26 protein-coding genes are annotated in these 19,135 nt (G+C 57.1%); 9 read left to right on the plus strand and 17 right to left on the minus strand.

Features of this window, described 5'->3' with window-relative positions; translation table 11 throughout:
• Nucleotides 1-5: 5 nt before the first annotated feature.
• Nucleotides 6-302 carry a hypothetical protein gene (locus AC0J1C_RS13560; protein ID WP_473044323.1) on the minus strand — a complete coding sequence of 99 codons (297 nt, stop codon included), beginning with the start codon at nucleotides 300-302 and terminating at the stop codon, nucleotides 6-8.
• Between the two features lie 243 nt (nucleotides 303-545).
• Between AC0J1C_RS13560 and ltaE the strand changes: the two genes are divergently transcribed.
• Together ltaE and AC0J1C_RS13570 are read left to right on the plus strand one after the other, a co-directional pair.
• The gene (gene ltaE, locus AC0J1C_RS13565) at nucleotides 546-1,565 is read left to right on the plus strand and encodes a low-specificity L-threonine aldolase (protein ID WP_473044324.1); all 1,020 of its coding nucleotides are present in this window, start codon (nucleotides 546-548) and stop codon (nucleotides 1,563-1,565) included.
• Between the two features lie 9 nt (nucleotides 1,566-1,574).
• Entirely contained in the window at nucleotides 1,575-2,120 is a 546-nt protein-coding gene (locus AC0J1C_RS13570) for a nucleoside 2-deoxyribosyltransferase (RefSeq protein WP_473044325.1), read from the plus strand.
• A gap of 5 nt (nucleotides 2,121-2,125) precedes the next feature.
• Here AC0J1C_RS13570 and AC0J1C_RS13575 read toward each other — a convergent pair whose 3' ends face one another.
• The 5 genes from AC0J1C_RS13575 to AC0J1C_RS13595 form a co-directional block, all read right to left on the minus strand.
• Nucleotides 2,126-2,506: a ribbon-helix-helix domain-containing protein gene (locus tag AC0J1C_RS13575; protein ID WP_473044326.1), complete on the minus strand. Its 381-nt coding sequence runs from the start codon at nucleotides 2,504-2,506 to the stop codon at nucleotides 2,126-2,128.
• Nucleotides 2,507-2,566: 60 nt separating this feature from the next.
• Nucleotides 2,567-3,136, minus strand: coding sequence for a DJ-1/PfpI family protein (locus tag AC0J1C_RS13580; RefSeq protein ID WP_473046553.1), 570 nt, complete (start codon nucleotides 3,134-3,136; stop codon nucleotides 2,567-2,569).
• A gap of 177 nt (nucleotides 3,137-3,313) precedes the next feature.
• Complete coding sequence (locus AC0J1C_RS13585; protein WP_091987366.1) at nucleotides 3,314-3,871, minus strand: GAF domain-containing protein; 558 nt, start codon at nucleotides 3,869-3,871, stop codon at nucleotides 3,314-3,316.
• An 82-nt stretch (nucleotides 3,872-3,953) separates the two neighbouring features.
• Nucleotides 3,954-4,373, minus strand: a complete 420-nt coding sequence (locus AC0J1C_RS13590; RefSeq protein WP_473044327.1) for a hypothetical protein — start codon at nucleotides 4,371-4,373, stop codon at nucleotides 3,954-3,956.
• Nucleotides 4,374-4,380: 7 nt separating this feature from the next.
• Nucleotides 4,381-4,836, minus strand: coding sequence for a CopD family protein (locus AC0J1C_RS13595; RefSeq protein ID WP_473044328.1), 456 nt, complete (start codon nucleotides 4,834-4,836; stop codon nucleotides 4,381-4,383).
• A gap of 235 nt (nucleotides 4,837-5,071) precedes the next feature.
• Between AC0J1C_RS13595 and AC0J1C_RS13600 the strand changes: the two genes are divergently transcribed.
• Together AC0J1C_RS13600 and AC0J1C_RS13605 are read left to right on the plus strand one after the other, a co-directional pair.
• Nucleotides 5,072-5,623: a hypothetical protein gene (locus tag AC0J1C_RS13600; protein WP_473044329.1), complete on the plus strand. Its 552-nt coding sequence runs from the start codon at nucleotides 5,072-5,074 to the stop codon at nucleotides 5,621-5,623.
• 36 nt (nucleotides 5,624-5,659) lie between these two features.
• The gene (locus tag AC0J1C_RS13605) at nucleotides 5,660-6,274 is read left to right on the plus strand and encodes a PEGA domain-containing protein (RefSeq protein WP_473044330.1); all 615 of its coding nucleotides are present in this window, start codon (nucleotides 5,660-5,662) and stop codon (nucleotides 6,272-6,274) included.
• Nucleotides 6,275-6,321: 47 nt separating this feature from the next.
• Here AC0J1C_RS13605 and AC0J1C_RS13610 read toward each other — a convergent pair whose 3' ends face one another.
• Nucleotides 6,322-6,777, minus strand: coding sequence for a metallophosphoesterase family protein (locus AC0J1C_RS13610; protein ID WP_473044331.1), 456 nt, complete (start codon nucleotides 6,775-6,777; stop codon nucleotides 6,322-6,324).
• Between the two features lie 176 nt (nucleotides 6,778-6,953).
• Here AC0J1C_RS13610 and AC0J1C_RS13615 point away from each other — a divergent pair, with 176 nt between their 5' ends.
• Nucleotides 6,954-7,700: an NYN domain-containing protein gene (locus tag AC0J1C_RS13615; protein ID WP_473044332.1), complete on the plus strand. Its 747-nt coding sequence runs from the start codon at nucleotides 6,954-6,956 to the stop codon at nucleotides 7,698-7,700.
• Between the two features lie 34 nt (nucleotides 7,701-7,734).
• On the opposite strand, the gene AC0J1C_RS13620 is transcribed toward AC0J1C_RS13615, so the two are convergent.
• The 5 genes from AC0J1C_RS13620 to AC0J1C_RS13640 form a co-directional block, all read right to left on the minus strand.
• Nucleotides 7,735-7,995, minus strand: coding sequence for a hypothetical protein (locus AC0J1C_RS13620; protein ID WP_091987377.1), 261 nt, complete (start codon nucleotides 7,993-7,995; stop codon nucleotides 7,735-7,737).
• Nucleotides 7,996-8,093: 98 nt separating this feature from the next.
• A complete protein-coding gene (locus AC0J1C_RS13625) occupies nucleotides 8,094-9,365 on the minus strand; it encodes a mechanosensitive ion channel family protein (protein WP_473044333.1) in 1,272 nt (423 codons plus the stop codon).
• Between the two features lie 97 nt (nucleotides 9,366-9,462).
• Nucleotides 9,463-10,164: an MgtC/SapB family protein gene (locus tag AC0J1C_RS13630; RefSeq protein WP_473044334.1), complete on the minus strand. Its 702-nt coding sequence runs from the start codon at nucleotides 10,162-10,164 to the stop codon at nucleotides 9,463-9,465.
• Nucleotides 10,165-10,313: 149 nt separating this feature from the next.
• Nucleotides 10,314-11,144, minus strand: a complete 831-nt coding sequence (locus AC0J1C_RS13635; protein WP_473044335.1) for a DUF6544 family protein — start codon at nucleotides 11,142-11,144, stop codon at nucleotides 10,314-10,316.
• A gap of 12 nt (nucleotides 11,145-11,156) precedes the next feature.
• Nucleotides 11,157-11,798, minus strand: a complete 642-nt coding sequence (locus AC0J1C_RS13640; RefSeq protein WP_473044336.1) for a DUF1294 domain-containing protein — start codon at nucleotides 11,796-11,798, stop codon at nucleotides 11,157-11,159.
• Between the two features lie 164 nt (nucleotides 11,799-11,962).
• Between AC0J1C_RS13640 and AC0J1C_RS13645 the strand changes: the two genes are divergently transcribed.
• The gene (locus tag AC0J1C_RS13645) at nucleotides 11,963-12,307 is read left to right on the plus strand and encodes a PBPRA1643 family SWIM/SEC-C metal-binding motif protein (RefSeq protein ID WP_473044337.1); all 345 of its coding nucleotides are present in this window, start codon (nucleotides 11,963-11,965) and stop codon (nucleotides 12,305-12,307) included.
• An 80-nt stretch (nucleotides 12,308-12,387) separates the two neighbouring features.
• On the opposite strand, the gene AC0J1C_RS13650 is transcribed toward AC0J1C_RS13645, so the two are convergent.
• Nucleotides 12,388-12,717 (minus strand): hypothetical protein, encoded by a 330-nt coding sequence (locus AC0J1C_RS13650; protein WP_091990860.1) that lies wholly within the window; start codon nucleotides 12,715-12,717, stop codon nucleotides 12,388-12,390.
• 288 nt (nucleotides 12,718-13,005) lie between these two features.
• Complete coding sequence (locus tag AC0J1C_RS13655) at nucleotides 13,006-13,464, minus strand: DUF3592 domain-containing protein (RefSeq protein WP_473044338.1); 459 nt, start codon at nucleotides 13,462-13,464, stop codon at nucleotides 13,006-13,008.
• Between the two features lie 715 nt (nucleotides 13,465-14,179).
• Between AC0J1C_RS13655 and AC0J1C_RS13660 the strand changes: the two genes are divergently transcribed.
• On the plus strand, nucleotides 14,180-14,671 hold the full coding sequence (locus AC0J1C_RS13660) for an MOSC domain-containing protein (protein WP_473044339.1): 492 nt from the start codon (nucleotides 14,180-14,182) through the stop codon (nucleotides 14,669-14,671).
• 44 nt (nucleotides 14,672-14,715) lie between these two features.
• Nucleotides 14,716-15,513 (plus strand): cobalamin-binding protein, encoded by a 798-nt coding sequence (locus AC0J1C_RS13665; protein WP_091987408.1) that lies wholly within the window; start codon nucleotides 14,716-14,718, stop codon nucleotides 15,511-15,513.
• A 53-nt stretch (nucleotides 15,514-15,566) separates the two neighbouring features.
• Here the strand turns inward: AC0J1C_RS13665 and rho are convergent, their stop codons facing one another.
• Both rho and AC0J1C_RS13675 read right to left on the minus strand, forming a co-directional pair.
• Nucleotides 15,567-16,565: a transcription termination factor Rho gene (rho, locus tag AC0J1C_RS13670; RefSeq protein WP_473044340.1), complete on the minus strand. Its 999-nt coding sequence runs from the start codon at nucleotides 16,563-16,565 to the stop codon at nucleotides 15,567-15,569.
• Nucleotides 16,525-17,931, minus strand: coding sequence for a S41 family peptidase (locus AC0J1C_RS13675; protein WP_473044341.1), 1,407 nt, complete (start codon nucleotides 17,929-17,931; stop codon nucleotides 16,525-16,527). The genes rho and AC0J1C_RS13675 overlap by 41 nt, the downstream gene beginning before the upstream one ends.
• A gap of 244 nt (nucleotides 17,932-18,175) precedes the next feature.
• On the opposite strand from AC0J1C_RS13675, the gene AC0J1C_RS13680 reads away from it, so the two are divergent.
• The gene (locus tag AC0J1C_RS13680) at nucleotides 18,176-18,607 is read left to right on the plus strand and encodes a tautomerase family protein (protein WP_473044342.1); all 432 of its coding nucleotides are present in this window, start codon (nucleotides 18,176-18,178) and stop codon (nucleotides 18,605-18,607) included.
• 33 nt (nucleotides 18,608-18,640) lie between these two features.
• Here AC0J1C_RS13680 and AC0J1C_RS13685 read toward each other — a convergent pair whose 3' ends face one another.
• Nucleotides 18,641-18,979: a hypothetical protein gene (locus AC0J1C_RS13685; protein ID WP_473044343.1), complete on the minus strand. Its 339-nt coding sequence runs from the start codon at nucleotides 18,977-18,979 to the stop codon at nucleotides 18,641-18,643.
• Nucleotides 18,980-19,135: the final 156 nt, after the last annotated feature.

The raw sequence follows: 19,135 nt of genomic DNA on the forward strand, positions 1-19,135 counted from the left end.
AGCAGTTACATGGCGTCTTTATCGCCGCCGGACATGCTGTCCTTTTTCATCGTTTTTTTGTCCATATCTCCGTTCGTCATGGTGTCCTTCATGTCATCGGCCGCCATGCCGTCTTTTTTCATCCCCTCCTGCATGGTGCCGGATTTCATGGCGTCCTTATGCATGCCGTCATCTTTCATGTCCTCCTGCGTCATTTTCTCGTCCATTCCCATGCTGTCTTTGTCGGTGTCTGCTGCCTGGGCCGGCGTCATGATGATCAGAGTGGTACCAAGGGCAAGCAGTGTGGCTGTCAGGGTTTTCATTGTGCATTCTCCTTATTGGAAACAGTCGCTGTTTGGCGCCGCCCGGCCTACCAACTGCTGGCCTTTGGCGTCAGACTGCAGAATAAACAGGCCTGCTCACGGGGCTGTCACGCCGGGGTAAAGAGTCGATAAACGAAATGTCACAAAACCCTTAAGAGCAGTGGGAATGCATACGTCCCGATTTCCCGATAAAGTGGAGTCGGATTTTCCTCGGGCCTTCCCTCCGGACTACGCTTCCAGACTATGAGCAAGATCATCGATTTTCGCAGCGACACGGTCACCCGTCCCACCCCTGAGATGCGCGAGGCCATGGCCAGCGCCGAGGTGGGAGACGACGTCTACGGGGATGACCCAACGATAAATAGCCTACAGGCATACGCAGCCGAACGGCTGGGATTCGAATCGGCACTGTTTACTGCCACCGGCACCCAGGCCAACCTGCTGGCGATCATGAGCCACTGTGGCCGCGGCGATGAATATCTTTGCGGCCAGTCGGCCCACAACTACCGATACGAAGGCGGCGGCGCCGCTGTGCTTGGCAGCGTTCAACCGCAGCCTATCGAGAACGAGCCGGACGGCAGCATCAGCCTGGTGAAAGCCAAAGCCGCCATCAAGCCCGACGATTTCCATTTTGCGCCCACCCGGATGCTCTCACTGGAAAACACCATCGGAGGGAGGGTGTTGTCCCTGGACTACCAGCGCGAGGCCAGAGCCTTTTGCAACGATCATGGTTTGCTGCTGCACCTCGATGGCGCCCGGGTATTCAATGCTGCGGTAAAATCCCACTGCGACGTTACCGAGATCACCCGATACTACGATTCGGTCAGCGTCTGCCTATCGAAAGGCCTGGGCGCGCCGGTCGGGTCGCTGCTGCTCGGTTCCAAAGCGTTTATCGAGCGGGCGACGCGGCTGCGTAAAATGCTGGGTGGGGGCATGCGACAGGCGGGCATACTGGCCGCTGCCGGGCGAATCGCCCTGGAGAAAGGCCCACAGCGGCTAATTGAAGACCACGAGAATGCCGAACACCTGAGCGCCGGCCTGGCCGACATTCCCCAGCTGGAGATCAACCCCGCCAGCACCCAGACCAACATCGTCTATGCCCGCTGCCGGTCCTTCAACGCCGCTGGCCTGAGAGACTTTCTTCACACGCAGGGCATCCTGGTTACCGCAGGCGACCCGATTCGCTTTGTCACGCACAGGGATGTAAACCGCCAGGATGTCGACCAGTTGCTGGAGGCTATCCGGCGGTTTTATCAGCTCTGAGAGGGCCCCATGGCAAAACCAGAACGGATCTATCTCGCGGGCCCGGAAGTCTTCTTCCCCGCGGATGAGCACAAGATGATCGTAGACGAGAAGAAGCGCCTGCTGCGGGAATATGGCCTGGAAGGCGTAGACCCTTTGGACACCGAACTGGCGTTCTCAGACAACGAAGCGAAATTCAGACGCGGCCACCGCATTTACCGGGCCAACCGCGACCTGATGGACAGCTGCGACGCCATCATCGCCAACCTCACCCCGTTCCGGGGCATCAGCGCAGACCCCGGCACGGTGTTCGAAGTCGGCTACATCATCGGGCAAGGCAAGCGCGCTTTCGGATTTACGCTGGACAGCAGCTATTACAGAGAACGGGCAGGCAACACCCCTGAGGACGGTTTGGGCCACAACATTGAAGACTTCGAGATGCGCGATAACCTGATGATTGAAGGCGGCATCTACAGCTCCGGTGGTCAGTTGTTCGTGGCGGATCAACCAGGCGAGCACCGGTTTTTCTCGGCGGAGCTATTCCGCCGGTGTGCGAAGGCGCTGGCCGGGGCCTGAGGCAGCTAGTGCTTCGCTTTGCTCACCACGTTTTCCGCAGGCGCCTTTTCCAGTTTGCCAGCCAGAATGCGATCCGCATCCAGAGAGGCAATCGGCACGCGGGTGTCTCTCGGCACGTCGCCACTCAGCTGTAACTCGAGATAGCGGAGCGCGCACACTCGCAGGAACGAGGTGAAGTTGCCAAGATCGTGCCCGGCATCAATGGATTCGTGGTACAGCCTGGTGATCATCTGTGGCAGGTTCATGCCATCACGCTCGGCGAGTTCGGCGAGCACCTGCCAGAAGGCGTTCTCCATGCGGACACTGGTAACCATGCCATCAATACGCAGGGAGTGGGTGCGACTGACCCAGAGCTCCGGATCGGCGTTGATAAAGAGCTTGCACATAGCGGCCTCCCCGCGGGTTATCAGGGCGCTGAGGGGCCGGCGAACGGGCCCCCGCTGGTGTTACTGATCCAGTAACTTGAAGAACTGCGCCAACCAGGCCGGGTGCGCTGGCCACGCGGGCGCTGTTACCAGATTAGCATCGGTGACCGCCTGATCAACTTCAATGCTGGCAAAGGTGCCGCCGGCCAGTTCCACCTCCGGCTGACACGCCGGATAGGCAGAGCACTTCCGGCCCTCCAGCACACCGGCTGCTGCCAACAACTGGGCGCCATGGCAGATGGCCGCCACTGGCTTGTTGGTCTCGAAGAAATGGCGAACCAGCTTCTGTACATCCTTGTTCAACCGCAGATATTCCGGGGCTCGACCGCCAGGCACCACCAGGGCATCGTACCTGGCAGGGTCCAGGCCCTCGAAATCTGCGTTCAGGGCAAAGCGATGGCCGGGCTTTTCGCTGTAGGTCTGGTCGCCCTCGAAATCGTGAATGGCCGTGGCCACCGTATCGCCCGCTTTCTTGTCCGGGCACACGGCATGCACCGTGTGGCCCACCGCCTGCAGCGCCTGGAATGGCACCATGGTTTCGTAGTCTTCGGTGAAATCACCGGTGATCATCAGAATCTTCTTCCCGCTCATTGCTGTTTGCGAGCTCATGGCTGTTTCCTCCTTGTGTTTGTTTTGCCGGGTCAGGAAACAGTAGCAGTGGCCGGTGGCAGGCGGGTATTAAAGGATTACTACAGGATCGGGCAAATCAAAGTCAGGTCGACCAGTTGTATCAACCAGCTTGGCGGCAAGGGGCTGATTCAAAGCAACTTAGTTGGGGCCGGACTTCCTGCGCGCGTACAGATTCCTTTTCAGCGCCAGCAGATCCGCATCATGGGCTATTTCGTTCTCGACCAGGTCAGCGAATCGGCGCAGCAGGGACCGGTGCTCGTCGTCGAAATACCTGGGGTAATAATCCAGCACACAGAGCGTGCCAAGCGGATACCCGGAAGGCCCGCGAACCACAGCGCCGGCGTAAAAACGAACTTTGGGGTCCTCAGTGACCAACGGATTATTCGCAAAACGCGGATCATCCAGTGCGTTGGGAACAACCATCAGAGAGTTTTCGAGGATGGCATGACCGCAGAAGGAAATATCCCGGGAGCACTGCTTCAGATTCCAACCCAGTCTGGATTTGAACCATTGCCGATCGCGGTCCACGAGGGTGATCAATACGATGGGGAATCCGAACACATCCGCCACCAGGCTCGTGTACCGGTCGAACCGCAATTCGGAGGCCGTATCCAGAAGCTCCAGGTCGTGTAATACCGCCAGACGCTCCTCTTCATGCTCTGTGACGGCTGGTGCTATATATCCGTTGTCACTCATGGCCGCTCCCTCGAAGCCATCCGCTCCCTTCAGTATATAAGAGCAGGCGACCTCTGCCAGCGACCCCCTTAATTCGGGAAGGTTATCGAGAAGCCCGTGCCTTGAGACTCTCAGGCCGGAGCAGCGCCGTACCAAGCACCAGCGCAAACGCAGTCAGCACAAACACCTTATTCACAAACCAGTTGGTGCGCCAGATGGACCACTCCGGATCGGAGAGGAACCAGACGAAAAGCGTGGTGATAATCAGGATCTCAACCACCGACATGCCAATGGCCAGTACGCGCGTATACCGGGGCCGGGCCAATAACGCCCACGCCAGCCATAGATGGGCAACTGGCCACAGGTCCCAATATATGTAGGTTGTCCATGCCTCATCGTGCGCCCAGGCAAAGCCGATCGGGAACAGATACTTGATAAAGATCGTCCAGGCCACGAGGACCACGAACAGGTTCGAGAGAAAGCGGATCCACGGGCTACGAACTGCGTCAGTGTGCGAGTTCATATTGAGTCTACAGATACCGCCCACCGGCCCCGATAATGACCACAATCAGCCCGAGAATCAGATTCGTGCCCACCAGCATGCGAATCTTCGCCACCTGGCGCCCGCCTTCCTGCGGATCCTGATTGGCAACCGCCTGCTTCAGCCGGCGGAAAGGGGCAAAATACACGTGAAAGAAAAGCAGCATCATCACAATGCCCAGCCCCTGCATCGCATGAATATGCCAGCCCGCGCCGGCCATACCGCCAAATACGCCGAACACCATCCAGTACCCGGTTACCAGCAACAGAATCACGGCTGCCCACACCCACTGGAAAAACCGGGAAAGCGTGGCACACCAGAGCGCACCCCGCTGGGAAGCATCAATCACCTCAACCACGGCCGGGCGCATGGCCATGTACGCGAAAAACATCCCGCCAACCCAGACCACGGCGGATAGAACGTGCAGTGCGATAGCCAGACTCATAGAACACCTCCCGGATAAGAAACGTGCGATCAGCATAGGCGTCACTCGCAGCAAACGGAATGTCTGGAAAAGCATGCTGATGTGAGCGACGGCCTGATTTGACGAAATTTTACTTCATCCACCCTCCAGTCCATAGCATGCTCATAAACGCTCAGCTAACATTGCGCGCTGCCTCCGGCATTGGCTCAGAGGTAGTAATACTCCAAAAAATCATAAAAGTAAGAAGGAACCTACTGTGCGAAACGCAAGGATTCTCGCGGCACTTGCCGCATTGCTATATCTCACCGGCTGCGCCTCCGGCGCCAAAATGGGCAACATGGTGTACGACGGGCCAGTGAAGGCCTACGACACAGCGCTGCAGAGCAATGTCGACGTTACCAACGTATCGGGTGGCGAGAAAACAAATCCCGCCTGGACCTCCGAGATCGACAACGACGCTTTTGCAGGCGCCCTCAAACAAACCCTGCAGAAGCAGGGGCTGCTCTCAGGCTCTGGCCGCTATCAGCTCGAAGCACTCCTGCTGGAGGTTGACCAACCCATGTTCGGGCTGGACTTCGAAGTAACCACCCGCGTCCGGTACATCTTGACGGACCGCGAAAACAATGACGCTGTCATTCTCAATGAGACGATTGCCGCGCCCTACACCGCCACTATCAGTGATGCCTTCGCGGCCATCAAGCGTCTCAGGTTGGCCAACGAAGGGTCCGGCAAAGCCAATATCGAGGGCCTGGTCGAGAAACTGTCAGAACTGAACATTGAGCCCGGCGAAATCTCCCTCGCGCAGTGAACCATCGGGACTCCGACCTAAATACAAGGAAGCATCATGAAATATCCGCTATTGTTCGTACTGGCCGCTGTCGCCCTACTATCTACAGGCTGTGCCTCAGTCGTCTCTGGAACGGATCAGAAACTCACTTTTAACAGTGAGCCTGAAGAGGCCACCGTAACGGTATCGGGCCGGGTGCTCGGCAAAACTCCGCTAACCGTGCCCGTGGACCGGGCATCGAACCAGTCCATCACCTTTGAGAAAGAAGGCTACGAGACCTACACGGCCCAACTTTCCACCACAACCAACCCTTGGTTTTTCGGTAACATCGTGATTGGCGGCTTGGTAGGCTCAACTACCGATGGCGTCTCAGGAGCCATTCACGAGTTCTCCCCCGACCAGTACTTTGTCACCCTGCAGCCCAAGACACCCACCGGGGTCTCAACCTCCAAACCGCGACGGATCAAGGAGATTATCATTGCATTCAGCAGCGAGTTTCGGCACCAACTGGCCAGTGGCGGTGGTGAGAAGGTTGATACTGTCGTGCACCTGCTGGGAGTGGATGCCTCGCAAAAAGACACCACCATCCGGGCACTGAACCAGCTTGCTCTGGCTAACGAGAACGACCTGGAGTTGGCTGAGACAATCATCGAGGTTTATGACGTTCGGTAGACGTCAGCTATTGAAACCGGGGCAGGCTTGCCCCGGTAACCAGAGCATCACTTCGGAAGTTCAATAATCTCGCCCAAAACACCATCCTCGCTCACCTGCAACCGCCCTACCGTGATCGGCAGCGTAAATCGCCTTGGACCGGCGCCGCCTGGATTGAAGTAAAGCACATCGCCAATCCACTCATTGCGGGGCTTATGGGAATGGCCGGCGATGACCACGCGGTACCGGTCCTGGGGATCAAAATCGAGGGTTTTGACATCGTGGAGCATGTAGAACGCATTGCCCAGATATTCCAGCTCCCGAACATCCGGAAGCGTCGACGCACGGCCGGTTTTGTCGATGTTGCCCCGAATCGCGACCAACGGGGCGATCGCCTCCAGCGCTTCCAGAACCTCATCCCGGCCGACGTCACCGGCATGAAGGATGACATCCGAGCCTTCCAAAACTTCCAGGGCTTCGGGACGCATCTTGCTGTGAGTGTCTGCGATTACGCCGATTTGCACGCACACGCTCCTTCCATCACTTCAATGAATTCCGACAAAATCCGAAGAACATAGTAACCGTAACCAGGCCCCAAACGAAAAGCGGCAGGGCCGCTGCTTAAGCGTACCGGGCACTCCATCCTCGCTTTAACTGCTACCATTCATCCAACCCACAGAGACAAGGACCTCTCAAAACCATGAACAACAACTACAAAATTGCCCTGCTGATCGACTGCGACAACGTCAGCCACCAGTCCATCGAAGGCGTGCTCCAGGAGCTGGCCAAGTACGGGGCCGTCAACGTGCGCCACGCCCACGGCAACTGGAATGGCCCGCAGCTGGGCGGCTGGATTGAAAAGCTGCACGCCAACGCCATTCGCCCGGTGCAGCAATTTGCCTACACCGCCGGCAAGAACGCCACCGACGCGTCCATGATCATCGATGCCATGGACCTGCTCTATAGCGGCAACGTTAACGCTTTCGCACTGATGACCAGCGATTCCGACTTCACGCCGCTGGTGATGCGCATACTGGAAGCGGGGCTGCCGGTATTCGGCTTTGGTGAGCGTAAAACCCCCATGCCCTTCGTGAACGCCTGTTCCCAGTTCATCTACACGGAGAACCTTCGGGAAGAAAGTGAAGAGGGGGAAAGCAACGAAAACGGCAGCCCTGCCAAACCAAAACCAACCGCCAAGCGAACGCGCAAGGAGCTTCGAGGCGATGCGCTACTGGTCCGGACACTGCGCACAGCCGTGGAGCAAACGGCCGATGACGACGGTTGGGCGCATCTGGGGGCGGTGGGCACCTACATATCCAACAACAGCTCCTTCTCCCCCGTTAACTACGGGTACAAGAAACTGAGTGATCTCATCCGGGCCAGCGAGCTCTTCGAGATGAACGTTCGGGACAAAAACACACTCTACATCAAGAGCCCGGAGAAATAGGCCGGCGCTTCGAGCGACCGGCGTTCCGGTCGGATCAAGTCCCGGCAGCCTGCTCAACAGCCGCGTCTATTTTCTCGATAGCTTTCCGGAGCGTCTTTTCGGATTGTGCGTGTTTGCCCGCCTTATGAAACGACTCGCCTTTGGCACGGAGTTTCTCAACCTCGGCCCGGGTGCTTGCATCCAGATCGGCGGACTCCATCTGAGAGTCAACCTGTTTCATCAGAACAGGGCACTGGCCACTGAGCGCCGGCGCAGAAAACAGCAGTGTTGCGAGTAAAACAGAAAGAAAGCGCATGGTGGTTCTCCTTGTATCCATCCGTCCTTAAAAAGCATAGTCGATGCGGATGGAAAGCGGTACGTGAAGTAGCTCCGTCCCACCTACTCCGGGTTGGCTCATTTCGACGGCATTTCCTTGATGTAAACGTCGTGCTGCTGGAACGGAATGGTGATACCTTCCTGCTTGAACCGGCGCCAGATCTCCAGGTTGATGTCGGAGCTTACATTACCAAAACCGGCGGAGGGATCTGCCACCCAGACCCGGGCCTCCAGACGAATGCCGTTGTCGCCAAACTCCCGTAACTGGCACACCGGCGCCGGCGCTGAGATCACCCTGGGGTGCTCCGAGGCGATCTCCAGAATGATGTCCATGGCACGCTCCACATCATCCCTGTAGCTTATGGACACCGGGATTTTGAGCCGCACGTTGGGATCGGAAAACGACCAGTTAATCACCTCACTGGTAATCAGGTTCTCGTTGGGAATGAGCGTCTCCACGCCGTCGCGGTTGCGCACCACCACGTAGCGGGCGTGCATGGCGACCACCCAGCCGAACTTCTCACCAATGCTGACCACATCACCGGGACGAATCGAGCGGTCGAACACCAGAATAAAACCGCTGATGAAGTTGCTGGCGATCCGTTGCAGGCCGAAGCCCAGACCAACACCCAAAGCACCGCCGAACACTGCCAGACCGGTCAGATCAATGCCGACCAGGTTAAGAACCGACAGCCCAGCAACGATCATCAACACCAGCTTGCTGACTTTCGAGAAACCGACGGCCGCGCCGGGGCTCAGACTTGGCGACCGGGACAACCGACGGTCGATCATGCCCGAGAGCCAGATGGCAACCACCAACACGAGGCCAGTCAGCAGGAGCAACTTGATAACCGCCAGCAGGGATATGCGCAGTTCACCCACGGAGAAGGCGAGGCCGTCCATGGCCGCCAGCACTGCGGGCAGCAAGCCTACGAGGTGCAGGCCCACCACAAACCAGATCAGGATACTGATGGCAGTTTCCGAAGCCTCGACCAGAGGGCCGCTACGCAAGCCCATGCGCAACATGTACACCAGGATGCGAATCAGCGCGAAGGAGATCAGCAGCGGGATAGCCAAATCCAGTGCCCAGTGGCCCTGATTCACCGCGGCCAGTAATGCGCGACCCAGCAAAACCACCAGCAGCATCGAGACTGGAAAGGCAAGGTGGCGAATGGTGCGTTTGGTAACGAGTCGGACGCCACGGGAATCAGCCGCAGTGCGCCGGGCAATGAGACGATGCACATAAAGTGCGGCGATTCCTGCCAACACCAGAACGACGGCCTGCGGGATAAGTTCCTGCACGCGTATTCCCTGAATGGCCTCCAGCAAATCCTGCCAGTTCTCCTCCATCAACAACTCCCGGCTTACGAGCATTGCCTGACTGGCTGCACTCTAAAACGCTCTGCAGCATTCAGCTTTTCTTCAGTATAGAACGCTCAAATGCATCTCAGCCGCCGGTCGGCGTAATCCGGAACTCCAGCACCGAATCCAGCGACACGAGCTGGTTGGCCAGGGTACTGGCGGCCCGCTCGCCGGTGGTACGCACGCTCATGGTATGGCGCAGCACGCGGCCGTCCTGGTCCAGTCGGTAGCTCATGTCGGCCACGTCGAAGCCATGCTCGCGCAATAACGTGCGCAACTCCGTTTCCGACATTTCCGAGCCTCGCTCAAACCGAACATCGAAGCGGTAGTAGATCTGGCTGGGCACACGCGCCTCAATCCACCGGAACAGCGACAGCAAACTGACGGCGAGGACAACGGATAACGCCAGCGGAAAATAGAATCCGACCCCGGCCAGAATGCCAATGGCCGCGGTAATCCAGATAGAGGCAGAGGTGGTCAGCCCCCGCACAGACAGGCCTTCCTTCATGATCACGCCGGCGCCGAGAAAGCCAATGCCGGTCATGATGCCTTGCGCCATTCGCGTGGGGTCGAACCGGATAATATCGTCAACCGACTGCATCCAATGCGCTTCGTACACCGTTACCAACATCAGCAGGCTGGAAGTGGTGCAGACCAGGGCGTGGGTACGAAAGCCGGCGGGCCGGCCGTGGTAGGTGCGCTCGTAGCCAACCAGCGCCCCGGCCACCAGTGCAACGATGATCCGCAGTGCCATTTCGAGGTAGTCCGCCGTGAGCGTTGTCGTCATCGTCGATGTTCTCCCTCAGGGCTGAGACCGCACAGGGCGTCAGGCGCCCTGGCCGTTCACGGAAATGTCGATGTTCACTACCATCAGCATAGCCGGACTCAGACGCTCTTTTTGGCAGCAAACGGCTTGAAGCCACATTCTCGAGGACGTTAATAGCAAAACTCGACCGACGTCACATTCGCCACAAAAAAGGGAAAATACTGGTCTGTCTCGAAGTGGTTGCCCGCCTCCACGTGGGTTGGCAGGCGGAAACCGTCGAAGGTACGGAATTCGGAGAGATAGCCCCCAAAAGGCTGCAGCCGATGCTGTTTCTCGGGATTGGCGTTACTCCAGCGCTGAAAACACACCAGTAGCGGTTGGCCATGGGCCGACAGCGTGAGATCCACCGACTGTGACAGGTCACCATGGTCCACGGTCACCCGCGCCTGATCAGCTCCCAACGCCTCCCAGGTAACACCCGGGCCCGGCAGCAGCGCCGCCGGCGACCAGAAGACGGACTCAGCCACATAGCGGCCGAACGCTGAACGGGTATGGTCCGCATCGCCACCGAAGCGGGCAATCGGCAGCAGCCCCATCAGCCAGAACCGTGTCCACCGCTGGCTGTCGGAACCAGACAGCCGCAACAGCCCCCGCCGCGCGCGCATCTTCCAGACAAATCCGGACGGCATAGCCAGCACCTGGGTGGCCTCGAAATCAAGATAATTCGGGTTCTCCCGGTTCCCCATACCAAAGCGCCCGACCATGCGGAGACGGGCGACCGTACGAAGCGGTGTGCCGGGCTGAATAGTGTACAGAAAATAGCGTCTTGCCGGTTCTGGCAGGTCGGTGATCATCTCAGGGGTAAAGATTGGCGGGCTCGCAGGCTGTGTGCCTTCAAGCTTGCGCATGGCATTCCGATCCGCTCTATGGTCCAGCATCCGCCAGGCGCAGAGCACGAGCACGGTCGCGAGTAATAAGGCGAGCACAAAGACCATCAACATCGCTCAGTACCTTCACCAGATCAGCGGCTGCAAAGAGGTCGCCAAATCAAACCCCAACTGCTGGCGCAAACTCATTGCCTCGGGCGCCATAAGCAACCACCCGAGAGCGCCAAGGTTGAACAAAACCGCCAACCAGAAAACAAACTGATAGCTCACCTTCCGCGTTTTATGCCGGAATGCCTGTTGGGCGACCAGCGCGCCAGGCCATCCACAACAGAGCTCGAACAGGTGAAGCGTGTTCTCTGCAATGCGTTGGTCGCCCCGCTGCGCTGCCCGCTTGTCGATCCAGTACATCACGAATGACACGAGACTCACCCCGCCATAGGCAGCCAGAATCGAGACCGGCAGATACCCCTGGTAGAACATTCCCGCCAAAGTGGTGAGAAACAACAGCGCCGCAGCGGCCGCCACCCAGAACCCCGTGGCCATGCTGGCGCCAACCTTTGCTGCGCCGGCGTACTGAAAGCGTCCTGCCCTCAACCGGCCCTGAGCATCCTTGGCAATACTGTAGGTAACCTTGCGATTGGAAACCGGCCGGCCCCGGCCGGCATAACCGCTGATATGGGCAAACACCCGTTCACCACCGCCTTCCGGCGTAATAAAACCAAAGCCCTTGGCGTCATTCCAAGCGGTGAGTAATCCTTTCTGATTCAATGCACTTCTCCTTGTAGAACCTTGTAACGCCGAGCGAAGGAACGCCCAACCAGCATAACCGAGAAACGCCTGAAAAATAGTTCTGCCTATATCGCCGTTCCCACAAGCATGCTAAAAGACTCCTCCCGGCAGCAGCTCGGGCATTTTCCCATCAGGATTTCAGCATGTCAGACAAATTTTTCTACAAGGGCAGGCAGGACGCCCGCCAGCACCACACCGCCTATGGCGGATTTCAGACCAAAGCCAGCCAGAAGAGCGGCAGTAAGAAATACCCGCTCACGCTGGTAGTGACCAGCGAGGCGCGCAAGCAGGAGATTGAGGCTCAGGTGGCCGAGGCGAAGCTGCACGCGACGATTACGGTTGATACCGGCGAGGGCGCTGTTGAATCCATCAACGAGCTCACCGCTATCCTGAACAAAGGTGGGACAGTTACAACGGTGAAGCCACCCTCCCGAAACGACGCCTGCAGCTGCGGTAGTGGACTCAAATTCAAGAAGTGCTGCGGCTAACTAGCGCCCTAGAGTAGAGGGTGGTTTCTCGATAGCCGCAGCAGAACGAGGCCAGCGTAATCACGCTGGCCCGTCGCAATTCAGCAGTTACCCTTTTTCGCCTGCCCCGGCGGGCAGAAATGGCCGCGGGACTTCCGGTACGAGCGGTGATCGTCATGGTCGTAGCGGCGGCGATCATGGTCCCGATAGTAGTCTCTATCGTGATCCCGTGTGGTAATGGCGGTTCCCGTTGCCGCGCCGACGGCACCACCGAGGATAGCACCATCCCGGCCACCTACCTCATTGCCAATGGCAGCTCCAATCGCGCCACCGATACCGCCACCCAGGGCTGCGTCGGCGGTGTCATCGGCCACAGCACCCAATGAGGTGGCACTCAACGTCAAAAAAACCAGCAGTGATTTGATGTTCATAGACATAACTCCCATGGTTCAGGTTATCTGACCAGCTCCGTGGGACAGGCAGGAAACCACGGTATCCATCGCCCCATCCGCCACTTGTCAGATTTGCCATCACTTCGAGAGTACCAAACGTGCGAGTAACACCACCCGTTACGATAACGTTATATTTCAACAGGTTACGGAAAGTTAAGGAATGCGTTCAGTGCGGCAGAGTCACGCGTTTCCCGTCATTCATCCCGTCGAACTCTTGTGCGAGATCCCGGAGGCTGGCTTTGGCGGTGCCGGCAAAATGCACTTCACTCACGCCAACTGAGAAATCTCCGCTCCAGAAGGAATCTGAGACGGCTTCTCGGGCTCACGCCCCCTGAGCATATTGGCCAGCCGACGCTCCCGAACCTTGTGGACTGAAGGGTCCAGCCGCAACACCTTCAACGGCAAGCGATCCCCTTCGCGAAGTTTATCGAACAGATCCGCCTTGTTCAGGTAATAGGCCCCGCTGTGGTTGCGCCCGTTGAACTGGTAATCGAATTCAACAAGAAGATTGCAGCTGTAATACTCACCGTTCACCCTGTTGTTACTGTCCAGAACCTGGTGCAACTGGCACTCCGCCTCTTTACGAGTCAGAACGCCATCCACTTCCATGCCGTACTTTCTCAACAGGGCCAGGCCGTAGTAATAACCGATGCTTGAGTGGGCGCTTACAAAAGAATAGACAAACAGAGCGAGGCCAATCAGCACGAAGAATCCACCGAATAACATGGCCCCCCATTCACCAAAGCCAAGAAAGAAAACCCCGCCTCCGACAGATGCGAATATCAGCCCCATGCTGAGGAGCAAGAAAAAGGAGCCGGCATGATCCGTCACCGCTGACCAGAGCAGCGGCCAGTCTGTTGTGCGTTTCCTTCGCATTTTAGATTCCTTGTGACGGGTGGCCTAACAGTGAACGCTTTTCATGGTCTGGAGAATACAGACCGTATCAATCCTTTGATTTCTTCCACATCGGGAGGCTCCCGATAGAGCTTATTAAGCTTGACAAGATTGTCGAGAGATTCCGAGTTCATCCAAATTCCCTTTAAGTAGGATGTAAGGCCCATCCAGGACCCCGGTAAGGAAAGATGGCGGTCTCACAACACGGCTTTTGAAGTCGCTTCAAGAGAAGAAAAGCATGAAAACCTTTTGCCGAGTCGTGGGGAAAACCTCTTCCGCCATTACCAGTTGCTTCGAAAGCTGTTGATTTCCCATACAAACTCAAAAATACCCAGTCTAGGTACATTTATACCCAAAATGGGTCTGGAATTCCCTCTCCAAATACCCTCTCGACATGCATGCCAGACATAGCCTCTCCTCTTATGACGAATTGGCGACAACAGTACGCCGACGCCTGGCCAAAAGAATGGGTTTTCTCCGATTTTTTGGTACCTTCGTGACTATCGGAGGGCGGAGTTGTTTCGCCTCGGTAGACGAGCGAGAGCCAATGCCTGAACCAACCCCACTTCAAACCCTTCTGGACACCCTTCCCCAATGCGGCCGCGTGGAATGGATTGGCATCCGCCCCGCACGCGGTGAGCCCATGCAGGTGCTCAAGAGCGTAGCGGTAAACACTGGCAAGGGCCTTGAGGGCGACCGGTTCAAGGGTCGAGAAACCAGCAAACGGCAGGTCACCCTGATCCAGCAGGAGCACCTGAGCGCCATTGCCTCCTGCCTTCACCGCGAGGCCATCTCACCGGAGGTTTTCCGGCGCAATATTGTGGTGTCTGGCCTGAACCTGCTGGCGCTGAAGGGCAAGCAATTCCGAATTGGCAGCGTGGTGCTGGAATACACCGGCCTTTGCCACCCATGCAGCAAGATGGAGACCGCGCTTGGGCCTGGTGGTTACAACGCCATGCGGGGGCATGGAGGCATCACAGCGCGGGTGGTTGAGGCGGGGGAGATTGCGCTTGGGGATGATGTCAGGGCCTACCAATAACATCCCAACGCGCAAATCCTCCGCTTCAGAGTTATAGTGCCCCGATGAATTATCCCCAGCGAATTGTCTGCCTAACCGAAGAAACCACAGAGACCCTCTACGCCATTGGCGCTGAGGATCGCATCGTCGGTATATCCGGCTTCACCGTCAGGCCCGAAAGAGCACGGAAGGAAAAGCCCAAGGTCTCTGCCTTCACCTCCGCCAAGATCGGGAAAATCCTGGAACTGAAGCCAGACCTGGTGGTGGGGTTCTCAGACATGCAGGCCGACATCGCAGCCGAGCTGGTGCGCAGCGGCGTGGCCGTGCACATCTTCAATCAACGCACCGTCGCGGGCATCCTTTCGATGATCCGAACCCTCGGCGGCATACTGGGCCTCACGGACCAAACCGACGCCTACGCCCAGGCGCTATCCGACAGGATTGAAGGAATCAGAGCGGAAAGAGCGGCGCCCAATCGCCCCCGGGTCTACTTCGAGGAATGGGGCGACCCAATGATCACCGGAATTGGCTGGGTGTCGGAGCTGATCGGCATTGCCGGTGGCGAGGATATCTTTCCGGAACGGGCAGCCGAGCCCGGTGCCCGGGAGCGCATCATCGAGAACCCCGAAGACGTCATCCAGCGCAAACCAGACATCATCATCGGCTCCTGGTGCGGGCGTAAATTCCGCCCGGAGCAAGTCGCCGCTCGGCCCGGCTGGCGGGATATTCCAGCCGTGGCGAACAACCACCTGTATGAGATCAAATCACCGCTGATTCTTCAGCCGGGGCCGGCCGCGCTGACGGATGGATTGGATGCGTTGTGTGGGATTATTGATCGGGTGTTAACGTCGTCCAACTCCTAGACAGGGAATTCATGGAAATGAAACCATGGAAGGTCATTCTCACAGAAGCTGCTCTAGCCGATCTTGACGATGTTCTCGAAACCACCCTTGACGGGGATGTTTTTCAGAAGCTCGGCATTTGTGGGGTACTTCTCGAGCAGCTCAACCAGCCTTTTTGTGCCCTCCAGCGGCTTGAGACCGCCAAGGGCCCGGCGCAATGCTCTTATCTTGTCTAAGTCTTTTGGATCCAACAGCAGCTCTTCACGGCGTGTGCTGCTTTTCGAAATATCCAGCGCGGGAAAGATTCGCTGATTCGCAACCTCTCTCGATAAAACCAGCTCCATGTTCCCCGTGCCCTTGAATTCCTCAAAGATAACCTGGTCCATACGGCTGCCGGTATCCACCAGAACGGTTGCCAGAATGGTCAGCGAGCCGCCATTCTCAAGGTTTCGCGCAGAGCCAAACAACCTTCGCGGGATCTCCATCGCTCGGGCATCCACCCCGCCCGACATAGTGCGACCGCTGCTCTTGCGCTCCGCATTGTGCACACGCGAAAGCCTCGTGAGAGAATCAATCACAATCATCACGTTGTGACCCTCGCCGGCTTGTTGGCGGGCGAGATCAAGCAGTTCATCAGCAACGCGAACGTGATGCGCATAGCTCTCATCCGAAGAAGAAGCGTGTACCTCAGCCGGGACGCTACGCCTGAAATCAGTGACCTCCTCAGGTCGCTCATCTACCAATAACGCGTAAAGTTTAATCTCGGGATACGCCTTCCCCACCGCCTGGCAAATGTGTTTTAAAACCGTCGATTTCCCAGACCCCGGCGGTGCAACGATCAATCCCCGCTGCCCCATTCCAATCGGCGTGATCAAATCCATCGCGCGCACCGTGAGCTGTTCGGAACCCGACTCCAGGCGAATCCCCGGCGCCGGATTGATTGCCACAGCATTCAGAAAACGTTTCTGTGGATCAGCCTCACCTTCAGCCTCAACCTTGGCTTCGGCTTCCTCAGCCACTGGCTTAGCGTCTTTATTGCGTTTTCCGGTTAAACCTAATGTCTTTCTCGTCATGATTGCTTGATAGCTCTTGTTTGATAGATGTTTTCGACATTACCCGCTCCAGCATCGGGTCTTTGCCTTCCTCGCGCCCTTTTCGGCCAAGGTACTTGAGACGGATGTGCGGCGGGATGCCGACATCTTCGTATATCTCACCGTCGTAGGCCCGGTAGATTTCATTGGACAAGGTCAGGTGCCAGCCATTTGGCAGATGGCGCTCTAGCGTGTCGGAAAGGATGCCCTGGGTAGGCTCTCCAATAAGCGTGAGACGGGGATGCTGCAGCAATGAGAGCACGAAGATTTCTGCGGCACTGGCCGTTAGCTCGCTGGTCAGGACAAACAGGTTGCCCTGGTATGTCTCACGGGCAGGCGTGACATAGACAGACTGCTTTCCGGTGAATCCATTGCCATGGCGGGCTGACTTGGTGAACGCCAGCCGTTTGCGATCCATCAGGTACGCTGCAAAGCGCAGTGCGACGCCATCGTACCCTCCACCATTATTGCGAAGATCGATCACCAGATTGGGCAGCTCGCCAACCTCTGCCAGCACCCGCTTCATCACACGATCCACCGCATCGAGATCCGCAGCCGGTTCGCCTGACTTGCCGCTTTGCCCGGCCATGGCCCGGATGTTCAGGTAACCGATGAGGTCATTAAGGCGCCCCCACTCCACCAGCCGGTTGCCGCCATGGCTCACGGTGCCTGAAAGATAATCCTCATGGATCACGTCACGCGCCGACTCGTTGAGATCGCCCAGGTAGCTGGTGAGCTCCCGGTCATCATTGGCATCTTCAAGTTCCCGTGTCAGCCGCCTGAAGAGCGCCGGCTCGGCACCTGCCCTGTAATGCCCCAAGGGTGAATGCAGACGAATATGGCCATCCCTCAGGGGCCGTAGCATCGCAACCATGATGGCAAAGAGCGTTTCCTGTGATGGGTTCGCGTTAATCTGGGGAAGATAGTGCTGATGCGCCTGGTCCCAGGCCACACCCTTGAGTTCAAACAGGGCGTATTGCTCGTGAAAGGTTCGCCAGAAAACGTCAAAGTTGTATCGCGGATCCTTTGCCTTGTGCCTCTGACTTTCAGTGACAGTGGCTGGCAATCCTTTCAGGCGACGGAATCTGATGCGTGCTACTCCAGTTACCCGATGGGCACTGAACGCCTGGCCACCCGGGGATACCGCCAAGTCATCGTAATAGTGGCCAAGTTCTTCAATACTGCCCGCATGAATCTTCAGGCAGCTGATGCTGGTTTCTTCAAAAAGGGTGTACCCATCTTCCTCAATCAGCAACACAGTGCCGTAACCCTGGGAACGCCAGACACCCTGCAGGCGCGCAAAATCAGGGCTGGAAAGAGAACTGCCGCGGTGTTGGGCGGGTTTCATAGAGGACTCCAGGTCCATTTCTGTTGTTTTCAGACGTCGGGCTACAGTCACACAACCGGAAAACCGGGACAGATCTATTTTTGCAAACCACACCGTCTTCACTCACCTACAACCGCTCTACCGTGATCGGCAGCGTAAATCGCCGGGGCCAGGCAGATAAGCGTTGCTATAGTGAAACAAGCCCGCCTCAATCCCATAGTGGCGATATCCAGTGCAAACGTACAACCCCTGGCAGGAGTTTCCCATGCCCACTTACACCGTCACGGTCGCGAATCTGTCTCTGTCGCCGCAGCAGAAATCACAGATCGCCGAAGCCATCACAGCGGCCCATAATGCCCAAACCGGCGCTCCCCGGTTCTTCGCCCAGGTTCTGTTTTCTGCGGCCGATGAGGGCGACCACTTTGTGGGTGGCAGAGTGAACACCGCGCCTCAGGTGTATGTGCACGGCCTGGTGCGGGAGGGCAGGAGCATCGAGATCAAACAGGCCCTGATGAGCCAGATGCTGCAAGAAATCGCCAAAATCGTGGACATCACAGCTGAAGATGTCTGGATCTATCTGCAGGACATTCCGGCCACCCAGATGATCGAGTTTGGGCGGTTTTTGCCAGCGCCGGGCGATGAGTCTGAGTGGGAGAAGGGAATGTCTCCGGGGAAGCGGGACAGCTTACCCAAATAAACGCAATAGTAGATCTGTCCCGGTTTTTTATCGTTACAACTCTACGCCGTCTTCAGAAAGCAATTCTCTCACTCTCTTTGCCAGCTTTTGCCCATCTTCGTTCAGCCGAAAAATCGCCACTCTAAAGTCGTTCGGATCCGGTTCACACGAAGCGACGTCAATTCCAGCTTTTCCTGGCCTCGCCCTGTTCGTTAGGTTTCTCATGTTACGAGATGAACGCGACTTCCCGAGCCCGAAGTAGCTATCAATGTTACTTACAGTCGCCTCTCCATGATCCATGAGATAGAGAAAAGAGAGGATTGTGCCAATGGGAATATCCTCCTCCTTCTCCCGAAATAAATTTAACACTTTGATGAGGTTACCAACCTTCATTCAGCCTCTCTCCAAGGAAACAAAGAAATGCCTTCCTTCAAATAGTGAAGGCAAAGCCTCGGCATTATCTATGCTTTTCTCCACTGCTCAACTGTTTTTAATCTGTGGGGGAAAATCGATAAACATCGTTTTTGTGAGTACTGCCTGAAGCGTTCC

The sequence above is a fragment of the Marinobacter sp. E2 genome, assembly GCF_055755345.1.